The sequence below is a fragment of the Streptomyces longhuiensis genome (genome assembly GCF_020616555.1).
Taxonomy (GTDB): Bacteria; Actinomycetota; Actinomycetes; order Streptomycetales; family Streptomycetaceae; genus Streptomyces; species Streptomyces longhuiensis.
Map to the genome: position 1 here is coordinate 3,181,526 of NZ_CP085173.1, position 18,439 is coordinate 3,199,964.

Sequence of the window (18,439 nt, forward strand, 5' to 3'; positions counted from 1 at the left end):
CCTTACGCGCCCGTCTCCGTGGCACATTCCGGAGGCGGGCGCCCTCATTCCCGCACGCGCACCCTTGCCTCCACTGCAACTCCCCTTTACGGTCCCCACATCCGCACCCTTGTCCCTGGAGGCCGCAGTGCGAAGAACGGCGTCAGCCCTGCTGTTCGTCCTAGCCCTTGTCACCGGATTCATCGGAGCTGTAGTGCCGTCGTCAGCAGCCCAGCCCGCGGAGCAGAACCCCGAACCGCCCGCCGGGCAGCCTTCCGTGGTCCCCCGCCCCACCGACTGGACCTCCCTCGGCGGCACGGTCACCCTCACGCCCCGCACCCGCGTCCTGGTCGACCCGCGCGCCCGCGCCGAGACCTCCGAGCCGTCTGGCCGCGCCGAGTTCCCCGGCCCGGCCCGCCAGAGCGTGCAGCAGCTCGCCGCCCAGCTGCGCACGGAGCTCGGACAGGTCTCCGGCATCGAGCCGCGCGTCGCGAGCGACGTGGCCCATGCCGGGCCCGGCGACATCGTCCTCGGCCTCGCCGACGACCGTGAACTCGGCGCGGAGGGGTACCGGTTCGACAGTTCGGACGGCGCCGTCCGCATCCGGGCCGCCTCCACGCACGGCCTCTTCTACGGCATCCGCACGCTCCTCCAGCTCCTGCGCTCCACGGACGACGGGCACCGCACGCTCCCCCGGGCCCGCGCCACCGACGTCCCCACGCAGGCGATCCGCATGGTCCACCTCGACGCGGGCCGCAAGTACTGGAAGATCCCGTACCTGGAGAACCTGATCCGCAGGATGGGCGACCAGAAGCTGAACACGCTCATGCTGCACCTCTCCGAGTCGGAGGGCTTCCGCCTGTACAGCCCGAAGTTCCCGGGGCTCGCGGACCCCGACCACAGCTACAGCCGCGCCGACATCGAGCACCTCAAGTCCTTCGCGGCCCGCCACCACGTACAGCTGATGCCGGGCCTGGAGGTCCCCGGCCACGCGACGGCGATCAGCGACGCGTTCGGCATCGGCTTCGGCTCAGGTACGAACCCCTGCACGGCCGCGCACACGCACTCGCACCTCACGCCCGCCTGGATCATCGACATGACCAGCGAGAAGGCGGTGGCGAAGACGAAGCAGATCGTCGACGAGTTCGCCGGCTGGTTCGACGCGCCGCTGTTCTCGATCGGCGGCGAGGAGGTGCCGGGCCAGCTCGCCAACTGCCCCCGCGTACAGGACTACTTGGCCGCCTCGCCCGATGTGTCGACGCTCGGCGATCTCCTCAACCGGTACATCAACACCCTGGATGATGTGATCGCCTCGCACGGCAAGCGCACCGCCGTCTACAACGGCTCCGAGCACCTGGCCGCGCCCCAGCAGACCGTCCACGGCCCGGTCGTCTTCCTCACCTGGGAGGGCACGGGCGCCGAGCCCGCCGTGCCGGGCCACGACGAGATCGCCATCGGCCCGTTCTACGACACCCCGAACAACTACCACCACCTGTACCCGAACGAGCCCTGGATGTACGACAGCTGGACCGTCAGCACGGCACCCGACATGCTCGGCTCCGGCCTGACCAACTGGGCCGACTACAACTTCTGGGCCGACGACGCGTACTTCGAGCAGTCGATGGCCGGCGCCCGGGCGATCCTCGCGGACCGCGCCTGGAACGGCACGGCCACCCCGGACACCCTGGCCGACTTCCGGGCCCGCGCGGCCCGTATCGGCGACCCGCCCGGCATCACCGCGACACCGGTGAAGCTCCGGGTGAACGACGGCCGGCCGAGCCATCGCTGGACCTTCGACACGGCCGCGTACCCGAAGGGCTGGACGTACGCGGGCAGCCCCGGCAACACGATCTTCGCGGAGGACACGGCGGGTGACCTGCCGGGCACGTCGTACATCATCAACAACCCGACGCCGGTGGACGACGGCGTGCGCGGACAGGCGTGGCGCTTCGACTCGGACCGGGACGGTGTCGGCTTCGGCGGCCTGGACGTGACCGAGCCGTGGACCGTGTCGGTGCTGGTCCGGCCCACGGCCCGCACCGCGGACCAGGTGCTGCTCAGCTCGAAGGTGGGCGCGCTCAAGCTCATGCAGTACGGCACGGGCAAGGTCGGCTTCACCCGGTACGGCTCGGCCGACCTCAGCTTCGACCACACGCTGCCGCTCGATCGCTGGACCCGGCTGACGTGGGTGGCGACACCGGGCCACACCACGCTCTACGCCGACGGGAAGCGGGTCGGCACGGTCGACGCGTCGATCCCCCTGCCCCTGCGCTCCATCGGCACGGAGAAGGTGAGCCTGCGCGGCAACCTCGACGAACTCACCACCTGGGACGAGCCCCTGACGGCCGCCCAGGTCGCCGGTCTGTCCGCGAAGGACACCCCGTAGTACCCGCCGGCCGCCGCCCCGTCAGTGGCTGAGGGCGGCGACGCGGTCCCGGTATCCGCGCACCGGGGCCGCGTCGCGGTAGGGCTCCAGACGCCGCTCGAACTCCCGCACGTACTCGTGCGCCCGCACGGAGCGCATCTCGGAGGCGGCCTGCGCGGCCTCGGCGCCGAGGGTGCACGCCTGGTCCAGCTCGCCGAGCCCGAGCCGCGCGGAGGCGAGCACCACCCGGCAGAACAGCCGGCTGCGCGCGAAGCCGGGCGCTCGCAGCTGGAGCGAGCGCTCCGCGTGCTGCGCCGCCGCGCGGTACTGCTGGAGATCCCGGTGGCAGTGCCCGAACTCGTCGGCCAGCTGCGCCTCGTCGAAGAACCGCGCCCAGTGCGGCACGTCGTCCCCGGTCCGCACCGCCTCCAGCGACCGCTCGGCGCGCACCAGCGACGCCGTGCACGCGCGCACCTCGCCGAGCACGCCGTGCCCGCGCGCCTCGGCCGCGTGCAGGAGCGCCTGTACGGCGGGCGGCGCCGAGGACCCCACGCCCTGCTGGGCGACCCGCGCCAGCTGGACGGCCTCGCGCCCGTGCCCGAGATAGACGGCCTGGCGGCTCATCGTGACCAGCACGTACGACCCGTACGTCCGGTCCCCCGCCGCCTGCGACAGCCGCAGCGCCTGCACGAAATACCGCTGCGCGAGCCCGTGCGCGGCGATGTCGTACGAGGTCCAGCCCGCGAGCCGGGTCAGATCGGCGGTGGCCGCGAAGAGCCGCCGGCCGGTCTGCTCCCCATAGGTGCCCCGCAGCATCGGCTCGGCCTCGTGCTCCAGGTAGCGCACGAGCGCCTGGCGGGCGTGGCCACCGCCGTACGCCTGGTCGAGGGAGCGGAAGAGTTCGCCGACGGAGCGCAGGGCCGCGATGTCGCCCGCGGTGACCCGCTGGCCGGGCCCGCGCTCGCCGTGGCCGCGCTGCCGGGGCAAGGGGGGCGGCCCTTGTTCGGGCCCGGACGGAAGCTTGGCCGAAGAGCGTCCCTGGGCGGGGATCCGTACGCCGCCGGGACCGCCGTGGTCCCCGTGGGCGACCCGGTCGTCGGCCCGCCCGATCAGCCAGTCCCGGCTGGGTACGACGAGTCCCGCCGGGGTGAACGCGATCTTGCGGAGCTCGGCATGGCTGCCCGAGTCCTTGCGCCACAGGCCGCTGACGATGTCGACGGCCTCCTCGGGCGAGGCGGCGAACTCCAGACCCGCGTAGACCGGGGAGCAGGCGTCGAGCCCCAGGTCCTGGGCGGAGAGCCGGCGGCCCAGGCGTCGGGTGAACACCTCGGCGATCAGTGCGGGGGTGGTGCCGCGGGGCTGCTGGCCACGCAGCCAGCGGGTCACGGATGTCTTGTCGTAGCGCAGGTCGAGACCGTGCTCCAGGCCGAGCTGGTCGACTCGGCGGGCCAGTCCGGCGTTGGAGAACCCTGCCTCCGCGATGAGCGCGGCAAGCTGGCGGTTGGGCGTGCGCTGCGGAGGTCGTTCCGTCATGCTTTGCGATTGCCTTCCGGGCCCTAGGAAGCCGTAGAGGGGGGCCACCGTGCGCCCCCCTCTGCACTGCTCCCACATGGAACGGCGCGAATGTGACGTCCTCCCCCGCAAGCGGGGAATCTCCTGCCGCCCCGCTCACACGGGACCTCGGTGGGTTCCTGCTTCACAGGCCCTGCCGGACCGGAATCCGGTCTTACACAGCCTCCACAAGCCTGACTTCCCGCCCGTCAGGCGGTAGGCCCACGAGCGGCTCCCGCTCACGGACGGCGCCGAAGCTATCACGCAGCGCGCACGCGGGCTCCTGATCAGACCGGCCGGGACCCCCTTTCATCCGATCGTGTGAGGATTCCCTGAACGGCTGGCATGAAAGCCCTGCCCGTACAGTGGCTGGGGGCGCGATATGTGCACGCTGAAGGTTCTAGGGAGGCACTGACCGTGAATGAGTTGCGGTTCGTCCGCTTGGGTTTCGGAGCGGACTCGGTCGACTACCAGGAGGCCTGGGACGAGCAGCGCCGTGTGCACGCCGCCCGTTTCGCGGACGAGGTCCCCGACACCTGCCTGCTTCTCGAGCACCCGCCGGTCTACACCGCGGGCCGCCGTACCGCGCCCGAGGAGCGTCCGCTGGACGGCACTCCCGTCGTGGACGTGGACCGGGGTGGCAAGATCACCTGGCACGGCCCGGGCCAGCTCGTCGGCTACCCGATCCAGAAGCTGCCGCGCCCCGTCGACGTGGTCGCGCACCTGCGCCGCCTCGAGGACGCGATGATCGCGGTCTGCGCCGAGTTCGGCGTGGCGACCTCCCGCGTCGAGGGCCGGGCGGGCGTGTGGGTGCTCGGAGACGCCAAGGACGCGACCGAGGAGCGCCCGAAGCTCGGCGGCCTGTCCCTGGACTTCGACCCGCGGGTGAACGACTCCGAGTTCGACCCCCGTCTCAACGGCCCGGAGTACGCGCCCTCGAACGCCGGCCAGCGCCGCGAGGACCGCAAGATCTGCGCCATGGGCATCCGCGTCGCCAAGGGCGTCACGATGCACGGCTTCGCGCTGAACGTGAATCCGGACACCTCGAACTTCGACAAGATCATCCCGTGCGGGATCCGTGACGCGGGCGTCACCTCGCTCTCGTACGAGCTGGGCCGCGAGGTCACGATCGACGAGGTGCTGCCGGTCGTGGAGCGCCACCTGCGCGATGTCCTGGAGAACGCGGCGCTCGCCCCGCGTGTCGTCGAGAAGGCGCCCGAGAGGGAGCCCGACAAGGCGACCGCCTGAGCGGGAATGCACCCCGAAGGCCAGAGGTTGGCCACACGTAAGGCCCATCAAGACCACGGGCGTACCCTGATGTACGCCGAAGAATCAAAGCTGTAGGGAGCCGGTCGTGTCCGCAGTCGCACCCGACGGACGCAAGATGCTGCGCCTGGAGGTCCGCAACAGCCAGACCCCCATCGAGCGCAAGCCCGAGTGGATCAAGACCCGGGCGAAAATGGGTCCCGAGTACACGAAGATGCAGAGCCTCGTGAAGAGCGAGGGCCTGCACACGGTCTGCCAGGAGGCGGGCTGTCCGAACATCTACGAGTGCTGGGAAGACCGCGAGGCCACCTTCCTCATCGGCGGCGACCAGTGCACGCGGCGCTGTGACTTCTGCCAGATCGACACGGGCAAGCCCGAGGCGCTGGACCGTGACGAGCCCCGCCGCGTCGGCGAGTCCGTCGTCACGATGGACCTGAACTACGCCACGATCACCGGCGTCGCGCGCGACGACCTGGAGGACGGCGGCGCCTGGCTGTACGCGGAGACCGTGCGCCAGATCCACGCGATGACGGCGGAGCGCGCCGAGGGCTACACCAAGGTCGAGCTGCTCATCCCCGACTTCAACGCCGACCCGGACCAGCTGGCCGAGGTCTTCTCGTCCCGCCCCGAGGTTCTCGGGCACAACGTCGAGACGGTGCCGCGCATCTTCAAGCGGATCCGCCCCGGCTTCCGGTACGAGCGCTCCCTCGAGGTCATCACGAAGGCCCGCGAGGCCGGCCTGGTCACCAAGTCCAACCTGATCCTGGGCATGGGCGAGGAGCGCGCCGAGGTCAGCGAGGCGCTGCGCCAGCTGCACGAGGCGGGCACCGAGCTCATCACCATCACCCAGTACCTGCGCCCGACGCCGCGCCACCACCCCGTCGAGCGCTGGGTGAAGCCGGCCGAGTTCGTGGAGCTGAAGGAGGAGGCCGAGCAGATCGGCTTCTCCGGCGTCATGTCGGGCCCCCTGGTCCGCTCCTCGTACCGCGCCGGCCGCCTCTACCAGATGGCGGTCGAGAAGCGCGGCTCGTACGTGGCCTCGCAGGCGGTCTGATCCGGTCCCACCCGCACGGCCCGCCAGCCGTGTGAAATCACGCACAAGCAATTACCGGCCAGTAATGGCCGAGAGAACGCGGCCCTGACAGTCCCCGCAGATGGGGGGCACCGTCAGGGCCGCGTCATCGTTCGGCCCTCCCCCATCAAGGCTTCATGGGCGTTTGACCCTTCGGTCATGCCCTGGTAACACCAAACAGTGACGCTGTACTCACGCCACGTACCCACCGTCAGAGCCGCTCCCGAGGGGGACCTCCCAATGCAGGCCGCGCCCGTACGCGCCACCGCCATCCCGACCCTCACCGACGCCCTGCGCGCGGTCGAGTCGCTGCTCATGAGCAGCGGACAGCGCACCGCACGCCGCAACGCCTGGACCTCCGTGCTCGAGGACCGCCGCCGCGCCAAGGACCGGGTGGAGGCGCAGCGGGTGCTCGAGAAGGCTGTGGCCGCCCGCACGTCGTAGGCACTTGCCCGGACACGTAGACTTCAAGGCATGGCGAGGAAGGAAACCGCAGCGGACGCTGCGAACCCCGGGCGACTCAAGCAGATCGCTCTGACCTTTAAGATGACCCGCAAGGCCGATCCGATGATCGCCCTTGTACTCGCGGGTGTGGGAATCGTCACCTTTGGTGTGTTCCTCGCGATCGGTTTCTTGATCGGTCACCCGGTATATCTCGGAATTCTCGGCTTCCTGCTCGCCTTCCTCGCGATGGCGATCGTCTTCGGACGCCGTGCCGAGCGAGCAGCCTTCGGGCAGATGGAGGGCCAGCCCGGCGCGGCTGCCGCGGTACTCGACAACATCGGCCGTGGCTGGACCACGACCCCTGCCGTGGCGATGAACCGCAGCCAGGACGTCGTCCACCGGGCGGTCGGCAAGGCCGGCATCGTCCTGGTCGCCGAGGGCAACCCGAACCGCGTGAAGACGCTGCTCGCGGCCGAGAAGCGGAAGATGGCCCGCATCGTCTCCGACGTACCGGTCAACGACATCCTCGTCGGCAACGGCGAGGGCCAGGTGCCGCTCAAGAAGCTCCGCACGACGATGCTCAAGCTCCCCCGCGTTCTCACGGGCCCGCAGGTCACGACGACCAACGACCGCCTCCGGGCGATGGGCGACCTGATGAGCAACATGCCGCTCCCCAAGGGCCCGATGCCCAAGGGCATGCGGATGCCTCGCGGCGGCGGCAACAAGGCGCGCTGACCCTCCTACTACGACGATGAGGCCCCGGAACCGATCGGTTCCGGGGCCTCATCGTCGTAGTAGGTCGTGGTGGAGCGTCGTGGCTGGCCGGTGTCAGGCGCGGACCTGGACCGCGCGGGCCAGGCGGTCGTGCAGGCCGCGGCCGTCACGGTCCCAGATCAGCGCGGGGACGGCGACGCACAGGAGCACCGTGCGGACCAGGACGCGGCCGACGCCGAGACGGCCGGAGCCGTCCTGCGCGACGACGCGCAGCCCCATGATCCGCTTGCCCGGCGTGAAGCCGACCGTGCCGACGGTGAGCACGCCGAGGACGAAGAAGATCCCGAGGGCCCAGTTCCCCGTCGCCTGGTTGTAGCCGTGCGTGAGGAGCCCGTATGCGATCAGCATGCACAGGGCCCAGTCGATGACGAGGGCGGCGATACGCCTGCCGGGACGGGCGATGGAGCCCGGCCCCTGCTCGGGCAGCCCCAGCTGCTCACCGCGGTACCCGAACTCGACACCCGCGTCCTCTGCGGCCGCGCGCGGCCCGGAGAGCCACGATCCGATTGCTTGCCTGTTGTCCACCCGTCCACGGTACTGCGCTCGGCCACCCGGCCCGCTCCGGCCCCCGGCCCGGTTAACTTCGGCGAAACAAATGGGTCATGCTTGAGAAATCCCCCGTACCTATGGTCGGGTCCCAGCGTGTGCCACCGCACTGGCCGCACCACCGAGCTGCAACCCCGCCCCTCCCCGGGTGGGAGTAGGAGGAGTTGGATGTTCCAGAACGCCGATGACGCCAAGAAGTTCATCGCGGACGAGGACGTCAAGTTCGTCGACGTCCGGTTCTGCGACCTGCCGGGTGTGATGCAGCACTTCACGGTGCCGGCCGCGGCGTTCGACCCCACCGAGGAGCTGGCCTTCGACGGATCCTCGATCCGTGGCTTCCAGGCCATCCACGAGTCCGACATGGCGCTCCGCGCCGACCTGACCACCGCGCGCATCGACCCCTTCCGCCGCGACAAGACGGTCAACATCAACTTCTTCATCCACGACCCGATCACGGGCGAGCAGTACTCGCGTGACCCGCGCAACGTCGCGAAGAAGGCCGAGGCGTACCTGGCCTCGACCGGCATCGCCGACACCGCGTACTTCGGCCCCGAGGCCGAGTTCTACGTCTTCGACTCGGTCCGCTTCGAGACCTCCGCGAACCGCTCGATCTACGAGATCGACTCCGAGGCCGGCGCCTGGAACACCGGTTCGGAAGAGAACAACCGCGGCTACAAGGTCCGCTACAAGGGCGGTTACTTCCCGACCCCGCCGGTCGACCACTTCGCCGACCTGCGCGCGGAGATCTCCCTCGAGCTGGACAAGAACGGCCTCCAGGTCGAGCGCCAGCACCACGAGGTCGGCACGGCCGGCCAGGCGGAGATCAACTACAAGTTCAACACGCTGCTCGCCGCGGCCGACGACCTGATGCTCTTCAAGTACATCGTGAAGAACGTCGCCTGGCGCAACGGCAAGACCGCGACCTTCATGCCGAAGCCGATCTTCGGTGACAACGGCTCGGGCATGCACGTCCACCAGTCCCTGTGGGCCAACGGCGACCCGCTGTTCTACGACGAGCAGGGCTACGCCGGCCTCTCGGACATGGCGCGCTACTACATCGGCGGCATCCTGAAGCACGCCCCGTCGCTGCTCGCCTTCACCAACCCGACGGTGAACTCGTACCACCGCCTGGTCCCGGGCTTCGAGGCGCCGGTCAACATGGTCTACTCGCAGCGCAACCGCTCCGCCGCGATGCGCATCCCGATCACGGGCTCGAACCCGAAGGCCAAGCGCGTCGAGTTCCGCGCGCCGGACCCGTCCTCGAACCCGTACCTCGCCTTCTCGGCCCTCCTGATGGCCGGCCTCGACGGCGTGAAGAACAAGATCGAGCCGGCCGAGCCGATCGACAAGGACCTGTACGAGCTGGCTCCCGAGGAGCACGCGAACGTCCAGCAGGTCCCGACCTCGCTCCCCGCGGTCCTCGACGCCCTCGAGGCGGACAACGAGTACCTCCAGGCCGGCGGCGTCTTCACGTCCGACCTGATCGAGACGTGGATCGACTACAAGCGCACGAACGAGATCGCCCCGATCCAGCTCCGCCCGCACCCGCACGAGTTCGAGCTGTACTTCGACATCTAAGAACGCCACAGGTCAGAGCGGGTTTCTGCTCTCCTGGGCCGTCTGTGGGCCGTCGGCCGTGTTCTTCCGCTCTCCGGAAGGCACGGCCGACGGTCTTTTCCGTGGGTGCCGCTGGTCTTGGAGCCGATCCGACAGCTGGCTCCCGTGTACGCAGACCGGCCCGCCTGTCGCGAGGAGGTGGCGGCCGTGGCTCGGTGAGTGGGCGAGTGAGCGTGCGTGAGCCCTGCCTCGCGGGTCGACGCGGGGGCTCCACTGCGTCTGTGCAAGATCCGCTGCCGGCGGCACACACCTTCGATGAACTGGTCGAGAGACAGCAGGCGGCGAACGCCGCGCACCGCGATGTCCTGCGCCTGCGTGACGAGTACGGGCCGCCGACCGCAGGAGGTTGGGCTGAAACGCAGACGGCGGCGTAGGAGGCGGCGTGGCGCGCCTGGCGGGACCTCGCCCGGGACGCGCAGCCAGCGGTCACGGAGTACGCGAAGGAGGGACGTTCCTCGGCACGAAGCCGAGCAGGACGTGAAGACAAGGGCCGGGGGCGGCGCCTGAGTTGGCGACAGCTACGCCTGGGCCGGGGCCGATCCGGGCACCTGGCATGACGCTGTAACTGCCGATCCATGACCTTGCGGGACAGCCGTGCCGCGCGCCCCCAGGGCCGGACGCACCTGATGCGCCCCACAGCTACTCAGCGTTCGAACGGTTGCAAATGTCCAGGGGCAGGCACCGGCAGGACCCGGACCCCACGTCCGCATGAGTACGTCCTTCCGCAGGTCAGCCCTCAAGTCGCCCTGCCTCGCTCCTCAAGCGGGCATTGGCGCGAGTACGTGACGTCGTTACTCCCCGTCAGCTCGGGTCAGCCGCGCGGCGCGAGCCAAGGATTCTACGAACCGGAGATCCCGCGCAGCGGACAACGTCGCGAGCCGGACCGAACTCGCTTCGTGCCTCCCGCGTCCGACGAACCTCACATGGTGTACGGCGGCCATCCTGCGGCCGCGATCGCGGCACTGGAGCGTGTCTGACGGGTCGCGTCATGCAGACCGTCCCCACCCCCAGACCTGCCATCGCTCCGCCGTCCGTCCCGCCTTTCCGGCCGGCCGCGAAGGCTTTGGGCGCGCCGGGTCGGTGGCCCCGCTCCCGACAGCCATGTCACCCGAATGGCGCAACATGACGTGCCACCCCCATGACGATTAAGCTAACTAGTGCCCCAAACGAGACAATCCGTGAAAGGGGAACAAAATGCGCATTCGACGAATCCTCCCCGCCGTCATCGCCACAGCAGCCCTCGCCGGACTCGGCCTCACGGGCGCAGCCAGCGCCACCGCAGCCGCACACGGCGCCTCGACCTACGTCACCCCTTCTCAGTGCAAGCAGGGCGGCGGAATGCCCGATCTGATGGACAACCTCTGCAAGGGCGGCATGCACAACGGGGAGTCGATCGACTGAACCCCACAAGGCGCCCCGCAGCCACGCACCGCGGCGGTCCCGCGCGAGCGTAGCCGGGAGAGTCGCGGGGACTGTGCCGATCCGTCGGACACGCCCTGGACGCCGCCGAACCCGGCCTCCGCCTGAGGCCGGTTGACGCGTGGCAAGTCGAGGGAGACCACGCAGCAACCATGTTTCGCCCGAGCGCGAGAGCGACGCTTCGGGGTGCATCGTGGGGCACGCGTGGGGCGCGGAGCAGACCACTGCGGGAACGGGCAGCTCGGCGCCGAGTGATCGCGCGATCTGCAACTCTGCCGACCCAGCCGTCTCAAGCGATCAGCCGTACGCACCTCCCGGGCCGTCGCTGGGTCGTCGCTGAGCCGTCGAAGGGGAGCCGAGAGCGGCCGGCAATGACCAGCGACAACCATTCCCTCGCTGGTCAGAGACGAGGTGCTGGGGCAAGCCCCAAGTAAGGGTCTCGCGGCATCAGTTCTTCGACATCCAGGAAGCACAGCCGGGTCCTCCGGTCGCCTTCCGGGCAACTCGGCCCCCGTCGCCTCCTCCCGGAGGGGCGGGGGGCTTCGTTCTGCGTGTTGTCATAAACGCTCTTAAACTCGGGCGAAGTTGCACAGACTTCCGAGGAGTGCCGTATGAGCAATCTGTTCGTCGTCGCCTACAACGACCTCGCCACGGCCGATCAGGTGCGCAAGAAAATGCTCGACCTGGCCAAGCAGCACCTCGTCGAGCTCGAGGACATCGTCGTCGTCGAGCGGCGCGAGGACGGGAAGATCAAGCTGCACCAGGCCGTGAACTACACGGCGACGGGTGCGGCCGGCGGGGCGTTGTGGGGCGGTGTCATCGGGCTGCTCTTCCTGGCCCCGCTGCTCGGCGCGGCCGTCGGTGCCGCGGCCGGGGCCGCCGGTGGTGCCGTGACCGACACCGGCATCAACGACGACTTCATGAAGGACCTGAGCCAGAACCTGCAGCCCGGCGCCGCCGCGCTGTTCGTCCTGGTGAAGCAGGCCTCCCCGGACAAGGTCATCCCCGAGATCGCGACGTTCGGCGGTCAGCTCGTCCAGACCTCGCTGAGCAACGAGGAGGAGGAGCATCTGCGGGCGGCCCTGGAAGCGGCCCGTGGTGGCGCGGCGGCGCAGGAGGCCACGCAGGGGTCCTGAGACATCCGTACGGTCCTGTGGGTACGGCCGTTCCCGTCCGGGGACGGCCGTACCGGCGTTCTCAGACGCCCGGCGCCACCGTGATCAGACCCTCCGAGGCCGCCCTGCGCAGGGCGGTGTGGTCGGCTGCGTTCTGGTCCGTGTAGCGCAGCGCGAAGTCGGCCACGGCGCGGTCGAAGGTGTCGGCGCGGCCGAGGTAGCCGGTGATGGCGATGCGGTCGCCGGAGCGGGCGTGCGCGCGGGCCAGGGTGTTGCCGCACAGTTCGGCGTAGAAGCGCAGTTCGTCGGGGCCCATGCCGGCGACGTCGGCGGAGCCCTTCATGTCGCGCAGCTGACGCCAGTAGAAGGCGCGGCCCTGGGGGCCGGTCATCCAGCCGAGGAAGATGTCACCGGTGGCCTGGAGCAGGCGCTGACCGGCGACGACGCGGTGGCCCGGGTGGACGTAGGGGCCGTGCGGCAGGTACTCCTCGATGACGGACCGGGTGGCCTCCTTGATCTGGAGGAACAGGGGGTCGTCGGCGTCGCGCCCTTGGAGCAGCACGATGAAGCAGCGGGTGCCGACGCTGCCGACGCCGACGACCTTCCGGGCGGCGTCGACGAAGTGGTAGCGGTCGAGCAGGCGGCGGCGTTCCTCGGCGAGGGTGGAGCGGTAGTCGCCGAACAGCTTGCGCACCGTGGCCGCGTCGGGGGTGCTCGCCGGTTCGAGGAGCGGCGGGTCGTCGATGATGCGGCGGCGCCCGTCGACGACCTCGGTGAGTTTGCCGAGCGCGTGGAGGCTGGTGCGGCGGGTGGCGTGGGCGAGGGTCGCCTGGACACGGCGGCGGTCGCGGCCGGAGCGGATGAGGGGCAGCAGCTCGTGCGCGTCGATGTGCTCGTACCAGACGGCGAGTTCGCCCATCCCGGCGAGCCGGCGCATCGTCGTGCGGTACGCCTCCGCGGCGGCGCGGGCCGACCTGAGGGCCTGGGTGTCGGTGTGCCCGTTGTCGCGCGCCGCGACGGCCACGCTCGCGGCCAGCCTTTTCACGTCCCATTCGAAGGGGCCCGGGCTGGTCTCGTCGAAGTCGTTGACGTCGAAGAGCAGGGACCGTTCCGGGGACGCGAAGAGGCCGAAGTTCAACAGGTGGGCGTCGCCGCAGAGTTGGACCGTGAGGCCGGTGGCGCGCTGGGTTGCCAGGTCGCCGGTCATGACGGCGGCGGCGCCGCGCAGGAACGCGAACGGGGAGGCCGCCATCCGTCCGTACCGGATGGGCAGCAGTTCCGCGACGCGGTCGGCCGCCTGCCGTTCCAGTACGACGACGGGGTCGGCGCGGTCGGCGGCGGGGATCCACGCGCCGTGCGAGGAGCGTGAGGCGCGCTTGCGGGCCTCACGGCCCAGGGCGGCCCTGGCCTGGGGAGTGGTCATGCCGCACCGTCCGCGTGGCCTGCGGGGCCGGTCACGGCTAGCGTCGCAGCGCTCGGCCGACGTCCGCTTTCACGTCGCCGGTGAGGTTGCGGTTGCTGCGGGCCGTCGCCTCCTTGGACTTGCCGTCGTCCACGTCGTCGACCGTGACGACGACCGTGTCGAGAAGATTGCCGCTGCTGTCGCGGAAGTTGACCTGTACCGCGTACGAGGCCTGGGACCCGGAGCGGTTGGTCGCGGTGACGGGGACCGTCAGGCGGTCGCCGTCCTTCGTCACGCCGCCCAGCGCGATGTCGCCCTTGGCGTTCACGCCGCCCTTGATGCGGTCCAGTTCTTCCTGGGCCTTCGCCGTGGCCGACGCGACGACGTCACCGCCCCGGGACGCCGCGGACGACGCGGCGGACGCGGCCTTGGACACCGCGTCGGAGGGGCTGGTGTCGCTGTCCGAGCACCCGGCCGCCACGAGCAGCACCGCCGTCACGAGCAGTCCGGCTGCCGCTCCCCGTATGCCACGTCCCGACATCATGCCTCCCGCTGCCAGTTCCGCTCACCCGTCATCTCAGTCAAGGCGGCCGGGGCCCGGGCGGCATGCCGGGTACGGCAAACAGGTGAACGCGCCGGGGCCCGGGGGGCAGGATGGGAGCACAGTCGGAGAACGGTCCTGGGAGGTCATGGTGAGTGGTGGGCGGCGGCGCGTCGGGGCGCCGGAGCGGCGGGCCAGGCTCGCGGCCGGGCAGCGGCTCGCGCCCGCCGCGCGGGCGGGGTCCGCCGAGGAGGTCGCCGGGTCGCTCGTGGCGCTGCACGGCACGGACCCGGCCACCGTGTACCTGGCGGTGGGCGCGCGCCTCAGGGACCCGTCGAAGACGGTCGCCGATGTCGAGCGCGCCCTGTACACGGACCGCTCCCTGGTGCGGATGCACGGCATGCGGCACACGGTGTTCGTGTTCCCCGCCGCGCTCACGGCCGTGGTGCACGCGTCGACGGGTGTGGCGGTCGCCGCGCGGGAGCGCGCCTCCTTCGTCAAGCACCTGGAGGCGGGCAGCGAGCACGACGCGGCGTGGCTCGCGGACGTCGAGGCGGGCACTCTGGCGGCGATCGGGGCACGCGGCGAGGCGACCGCGGCCGAACTCGCCGAGGACGAGCCCCGGTTGCGCACGCAGTTGCTGTACGCGCCGGGCAAGAAGTACGAGGCGTGGCAGTCGATCTCCACGCGGCTGCTGCGTGTGCTCGGCATGGAGGGGCGCGTCGTGCGCGGGCGGCCCCGCGGGTCGTGGACGTCCAGCCAGTTCAGGTGGGCGCTCATGCCCGCGCATCCCGAACTCCCCGCGGCCGAGGCCCAGTCGGAGCTCCTGCGGCACTGGCTCGGCTCGTGCGGTCCGGCCACGGAGGCCGATCTGAAGTGGTGGACGGGGTGGAAGGTCACCGACGTACGCAGGGCGCTCACGGCCGTCGGGGCGGTCGAGGTGGAGCTGGACGAGGGGGCCGGGTTCGTGCTCCCCGACGCCGCCGAGCCGGTCACCGCCGACGCGGAGCCGTGGGCCGCCCTGCTCCCGGGGCTCGACCCGAGCGCGATGGGCTGGCAGCAGCGCGACTGGTATCTGCCGCCGGAGCTGCGGGCGCCGCTCTTCGACGGGGCGGGCAACGTCGGGCCCACCGTGTGGTGGGACGGGCGGATCGCCGGCGGATGGGCCCAGGGCAAGGACGGCGTCGTCCGGTGGCGGCTGCTCGCGGACGTGGGCCGGGAGGCCGCGGCCGCCGTCGAGGCGGAGGCCGCGCGACTCCAGGAGTGGGTGGGCGAGGCGCGGGTCACTCCCCGCTTCCGTACGCCTCTGGAGAAGGAGCTGGCGGGACCGGCTCCGGCGAAGAAGTGAGTGAACTGCCGTGGGCCGTCCGCCCGTTGAGAGACACATGGGCGGGCGGCGCACCTGGTGGTCAGCGGCTGTAACGCATCAGCGCGCGCACCATGTGGCAGGTGATGTCCGACGGCGGATGGATACCGACGCGCTCCGCCGTGCTCCGTATCGTCCGGTTGTGGGCCTGGTTCGGAAGGTAGACGCCCGAGTCGAGCAGGGCGATCGCGAGGCGCATGGCCTTGAGGCGGCGGTTGTGCGTGATGTACCAGTCACGCGGCCGTCCCGCGGGCAGGGCCTTCTTTTCGAGTGACTTGCCGGGCAGGTCGATCAGCATCGGTGCGGCAGCGGGCACAGACATCCTCCTGTCGCGGGAGGGAGACCTTCCGAGGCCCTCCGCGGCCCCGGACGCTCCCTCGAACACTGCTTCTATTCTACTGCCGGGCACTGACAATAGCCGCTGGCCACAAGGCCTTTCCCGTACCTTTGACCCCATGGAAATCTGGATCAACCCCGCCTGTTCGAAGTGCCGCAGCGCGCTCTCCCTGCTCGACGCGGAAGGCGCCGACTACACGGTGCGGCGCTACCTGGAGGACGTGCCGTCCGAGGACGACATCCGCGCCGTTCTGGAGCGGCTCGGGCTCGAGCCGTGGGACATCACACGGACGCAGGAGGCCGACGCGAAGGAGCTCGGCCTGAAGGACTGGGCGCGGGACGCGGGTTCGCGCGACCGGTGGATCGCGGCGCTCTCCGCCCACCCGAAGCTCATCCAGCGGCCGATCATCACGGCGGAGGACGGCACGGCCGTGGTGGCGCGCAGCGAGGACGCGGTCCGGGACGCGCTCGGACGCAACTGAGCCGCGACAGACTCACCCGGCGGGCCCAACTCTCGTGTGACGTACGTTACTTGAGATCCCCTTGGGTCAGTTGAGTTTCGCCCTCCAGTTACCCGTACGTAACGGTGCGCGCACCGACGTTCGTAACGACGACAGGAGGCGGACATGTCCCGCAGGAGAAGGATGGGCCCCCGGAAGAAGGCCGCGCTCGCGGTGAGCGCGGCCCTCGTCGCCGGTGGCGCGGCGTTCGCGCTCGCGAGTACGGGCAATGCGGCGCCGGTCGCGCAGAACGCCCAGGTCTGCCAGGGCCTGGAGACCGCGATCGCCAACAACCAGAAGTTCATCGACGGACAGCGGGCCGCCCCGGACGCGCAGTCCGAGGCCCGCATCGCCAACCGGGAAGCGGTCATCGCGGAGATCCGGCGCAAGGAGGCGGCGTCCGGCTGCGAGGCCGGGGACGGAGCCGACGCGCAGGCCGGAGCAGGTGCTGACGACGCGGCGGGAGCCGGAGCGCAGGCCGGGGGCGGAGCCGATGACGCGGCCGGCGGCATGGAGACCGTGACGGCCGCACCGCCGGACACGGTCACCGCCGAGCCCGACCCTACTGACGCCGCCGGTGACGCCGGAGGGGACGTCGCCGGTGAGCAGGTCTGTGCCGGTTCGACCGTGACGCTGTCCGGTGAGGGCGGCGCGCCCGCCGCGTCCAGCGGGCAGTTCCCGGCCGGGACGAAGCTCAAGGTCACCAACCTGGACAACGGCAAGTCCACGTCCGTCGAGGTCACCTCCGCCTCCGGGAGCTGCGTGCTGCTGAACAACTCGGCGTTCGAGCAGGTCCGCGAACCGGGCAAGTTCCTCATCCGCAACGCACGGATAGAGAAGGTGGGCTGACCTCACGGGCCTTCGGCGCCGGCCCGCGCGCGTGCCCCCATGACGTGCGCGGGCCGGGGCCGTCCGGCGAAACGTGACTCCGGCCACAAAGGGCCCGGGTAACACGGGGTTCACATACGGGCAACGGACGGGAAATCGCCTGTTGACAGTCTGCGGAGCAGCACACCGAGGCGCCGCACCCGCACATGACTGCGCCGTACAGACCCACCCGAAGGATGTGGCCCCGTGACGTTCAAGGCTGAGTACATCTGGATCGACGGCACCCAGCCGACGGCCAAGCTCCGTTCGAAGACGAAGATAATCGCGGGTTCCGCGCCGGCGCTCGAAGAGCTGCCGATCTGGGGCTTCGACGGTTCGAGCACCAGCCAGGCCAAGGGTCACGCCTCCGACCGCGTACTGCGCCCCGTCGCCTCCTACCCGGACCCGATCCGCGGCGGCGACGACATCCTCGTCCTGTGCGAGGTCCTGAACATCGACATGACGCCGCACGAGTCCAACACGCGTGCCGCGCTCGCCGAGGTCGCGGAGCAGTTCGCCGCGCAGGAGTCGATCTTCGGCATCGAGCAGGAGTACACGTTCTTCGAGGGCGAGCGCCCGCTCGGCTTCCCCGTGGGCGGCTTCCCGGCCGCGCAGGGCGGCTACTACTGCGGCGTCGGCGCGGACGAGATCTTCGGCCGCGACGTCGTCGAGGCGCACCTGGACAACTGCCTCAAGGCGGGTCTCGGGATCTCCGGCATCAACGCCGAGGTCATGCCCGGCCAGTGGGAGTTCCAGGTCGGCCCGCTCGCCCCGCTCGAGGTCTCCGACCAGCTGTGGGTGGCCCGCTGGCTGCTGTACCGCACCGCCGAGGACTTCGACATCTCCGCGACCCTCGACCCGAAGCCGGTCAAGGGCGACTGGAACGGCGCGGGCGCGCACACCAACTTCTCCACGAAGGCGATGCGCGAGGGCTACGACGCGATCATCACCGCGTGCGAGTCGCTCGGCGAGGGCTCGAAGCCGATGGACCACGTCAAGAACTACGGCGCGGGCATCGACGACCGTCTGACGGGTCTGCACGAGACCGCCCCGTGGAACGAGTACAGCTACGGCGTCTCCGACCGCGGCGCCTCGGTCCGCATCCCGTGGCAGGTCGAGAAGGACGGCAAGGGCTACATCGAGGACCGCCGTCCGAACGCGAACGTCGACCCGTACGTCGTGACGCGTCTGATCGTCGACACCTGCTGCAGCGCTCTGGAGAAGGCCGGCCAGGTCTGATCCGCGGCTCCTGTTTCCCGAAGGGCGCCCACCGGTCCGG

General features: G+C 70.5%; 17 protein-coding genes. 12 read left to right on the forward strand and 5 right to left on the reverse strand.

Translation table 11 applies throughout. From position 1 onward, the window contains the following. Window positions 1-193: 193 nt before the first annotated feature. On the forward strand, window positions 194-2,365 hold the full coding sequence (locus tag LGI35_RS14870; protein ID WP_227294318.1) for a family 20 glycosylhydrolase: 2,172 nt from the start codon (window positions 194-196) through the stop codon (window positions 2,363-2,365). Window positions 2,366-2,386: 21 nt separating this feature from the next. On the opposite strand, the gene LGI35_RS14875 is transcribed toward LGI35_RS14870, so the two are convergent. Then, window positions 2,387-3,877, reverse strand: a complete 1,491-nt coding sequence (locus LGI35_RS14875) for an NsdA family TPR-like regulatory protein (protein ID WP_227294319.1) — start codon at window positions 3,875-3,877, stop codon at window positions 2,387-2,389. 435 nt (window positions 3,878-4,312) lie between these two features. Here LGI35_RS14875 and lipB point away from each other — a divergent pair, with 435 nt between their 5' ends. From lipB to LGI35_RS14895, 4 genes are all read left to right on the forward strand, one after another. Further along, window positions 4,313-5,143, forward strand: coding sequence for a lipoyl(octanoyl) transferase LipB (gene lipB, locus LGI35_RS14880; RefSeq protein ID WP_227294320.1), 831 nt, complete (start codon window positions 4,313-4,315; stop codon window positions 5,141-5,143). A gap of 106 nt (window positions 5,144-5,249) precedes the next feature. Further along, window positions 5,250-6,215: a lipoyl synthase gene (locus LGI35_RS14885; protein WP_116502481.1), complete on the forward strand. Its 966-nt coding sequence runs from the start codon at window positions 5,250-5,252 to the stop codon at window positions 6,213-6,215. Between the two features lie 258 nt (window positions 6,216-6,473). Continuing rightward, the gene (locus LGI35_RS14890; RefSeq protein ID WP_116502480.1) at window positions 6,474-6,677 is read left to right on the forward strand and encodes an SCO2195 family GlnR-regulated protein; all 204 of its coding nucleotides are present in this window, start codon (window positions 6,474-6,476) and stop codon (window positions 6,675-6,677) included. Window positions 6,678-6,707: 30 nt separating this feature from the next. Then, window positions 6,708-7,412 carry a DUF4191 domain-containing protein gene (locus tag LGI35_RS14895; protein ID WP_227294321.1) on the forward strand — a complete coding sequence of 235 codons (705 nt, stop codon included), beginning with the start codon at window positions 6,708-6,710 and terminating at the stop codon, window positions 7,410-7,412. A gap of 93 nt (window positions 7,413-7,505) precedes the next feature. Here LGI35_RS14895 and LGI35_RS14900 read toward each other — a convergent pair whose 3' ends face one another. Further along, on the reverse strand, window positions 7,506-7,976 hold the full coding sequence (locus LGI35_RS14900; RefSeq protein ID WP_227294322.1) for an RDD family protein: 471 nt from the start codon (window positions 7,974-7,976) through the stop codon (window positions 7,506-7,508). Between the two features lie 189 nt (window positions 7,977-8,165). Here LGI35_RS14900 and glnA point away from each other — a divergent pair, with 189 nt between their 5' ends. The 3 genes from glnA to LGI35_RS14920 all read left to right on the forward strand — a co-directional run bounded on the left by glnA (window position 8,166) and on the right by LGI35_RS14920 (window position 12,169). Then, the gene (gene glnA, locus LGI35_RS14905; RefSeq protein WP_227294323.1) at window positions 8,166-9,575 is read left to right on the forward strand and encodes a type I glutamate--ammonia ligase; all 1,410 of its coding nucleotides are present in this window, start codon (window positions 8,166-8,168) and stop codon (window positions 9,573-9,575) included. 1,233 nt (window positions 9,576-10,808) lie between these two features. Next, a complete protein-coding gene (locus tag LGI35_RS14915) occupies window positions 10,809-11,015 on the forward strand; it encodes a hypothetical protein (protein ID WP_227294324.1) in 207 nt (68 codons plus the stop codon). Between the two features lie 629 nt (window positions 11,016-11,644). Further along, window positions 11,645-12,169: a DUF1269 domain-containing protein gene (locus LGI35_RS14920; protein WP_227294325.1), complete on the forward strand. Its 525-nt coding sequence runs from the start codon at window positions 11,645-11,647 to the stop codon at window positions 12,167-12,169. 61 nt (window positions 12,170-12,230) lie between these two features. Here LGI35_RS14920 and LGI35_RS14925 read toward each other — a convergent pair whose 3' ends face one another. Next, entirely contained in the window at window positions 12,231-13,571 is a 1,341-nt protein-coding gene (locus LGI35_RS14925) for a DUF2252 domain-containing protein (RefSeq protein ID WP_227294326.1), read from the reverse strand. Window positions 13,572-13,608: 37 nt separating this feature from the next. Beyond that, on the reverse strand, window positions 13,609-14,094 hold the full coding sequence (locus LGI35_RS14930) for a hypothetical protein (protein WP_323182772.1): 486 nt from the start codon (window positions 14,092-14,094) through the stop codon (window positions 13,609-13,611). A gap of 145 nt (window positions 14,095-14,239) precedes the next feature. Here LGI35_RS14930 and LGI35_RS14935 point away from each other — a divergent pair, with 145 nt between their 5' ends. Then, a complete protein-coding gene (locus LGI35_RS14935; RefSeq protein ID WP_227294327.1) occupies window positions 14,240-15,439 on the forward strand; it encodes a winged helix DNA-binding domain-containing protein in 1,200 nt (399 codons plus the stop codon). A gap of 61 nt (window positions 15,440-15,500) precedes the next feature. Here LGI35_RS14935 and LGI35_RS14940 read toward each other — a convergent pair whose 3' ends face one another. Further along, a complete protein-coding gene (locus LGI35_RS14940) occupies window positions 15,501-15,779 on the reverse strand; it encodes a hypothetical protein (protein WP_376544084.1) in 279 nt (92 codons plus the stop codon). A gap of 133 nt (window positions 15,780-15,912) precedes the next feature. Here LGI35_RS14940 and LGI35_RS14945 point away from each other — a divergent pair, with 133 nt between their 5' ends. The 3 genes from LGI35_RS14945 to glnII all read left to right on the forward strand — a co-directional run bounded on the left by LGI35_RS14945 (window position 15,913) and on the right by glnII (window position 18,399). Further along, window positions 15,913-16,275 carry an arsenate reductase family protein gene (locus tag LGI35_RS14945; RefSeq protein ID WP_227294328.1) on the forward strand — a complete coding sequence of 121 codons (363 nt, stop codon included), beginning with the start codon at window positions 15,913-15,915 and terminating at the stop codon, window positions 16,273-16,275. A 144-nt stretch (window positions 16,276-16,419) separates the two neighbouring features. Then, window positions 16,420-17,142, forward strand: a complete 723-nt coding sequence (locus tag LGI35_RS14950; RefSeq protein ID WP_227294329.1) for a septal ring lytic transglycosylase RlpA family protein — start codon at window positions 16,420-16,422, stop codon at window positions 17,140-17,142. Window positions 17,143-17,367: 225 nt separating this feature from the next. Next, window positions 17,368-18,399 carry a glutamine synthetase gene (glnII, locus tag LGI35_RS14955; RefSeq protein ID WP_227294330.1) on the forward strand — a complete coding sequence of 344 codons (1,032 nt, stop codon included), beginning with the start codon at window positions 17,368-17,370 and terminating at the stop codon, window positions 18,397-18,399. The last annotated feature ends 40 nt before the right edge of the window (window positions 18,400-18,439 follow it).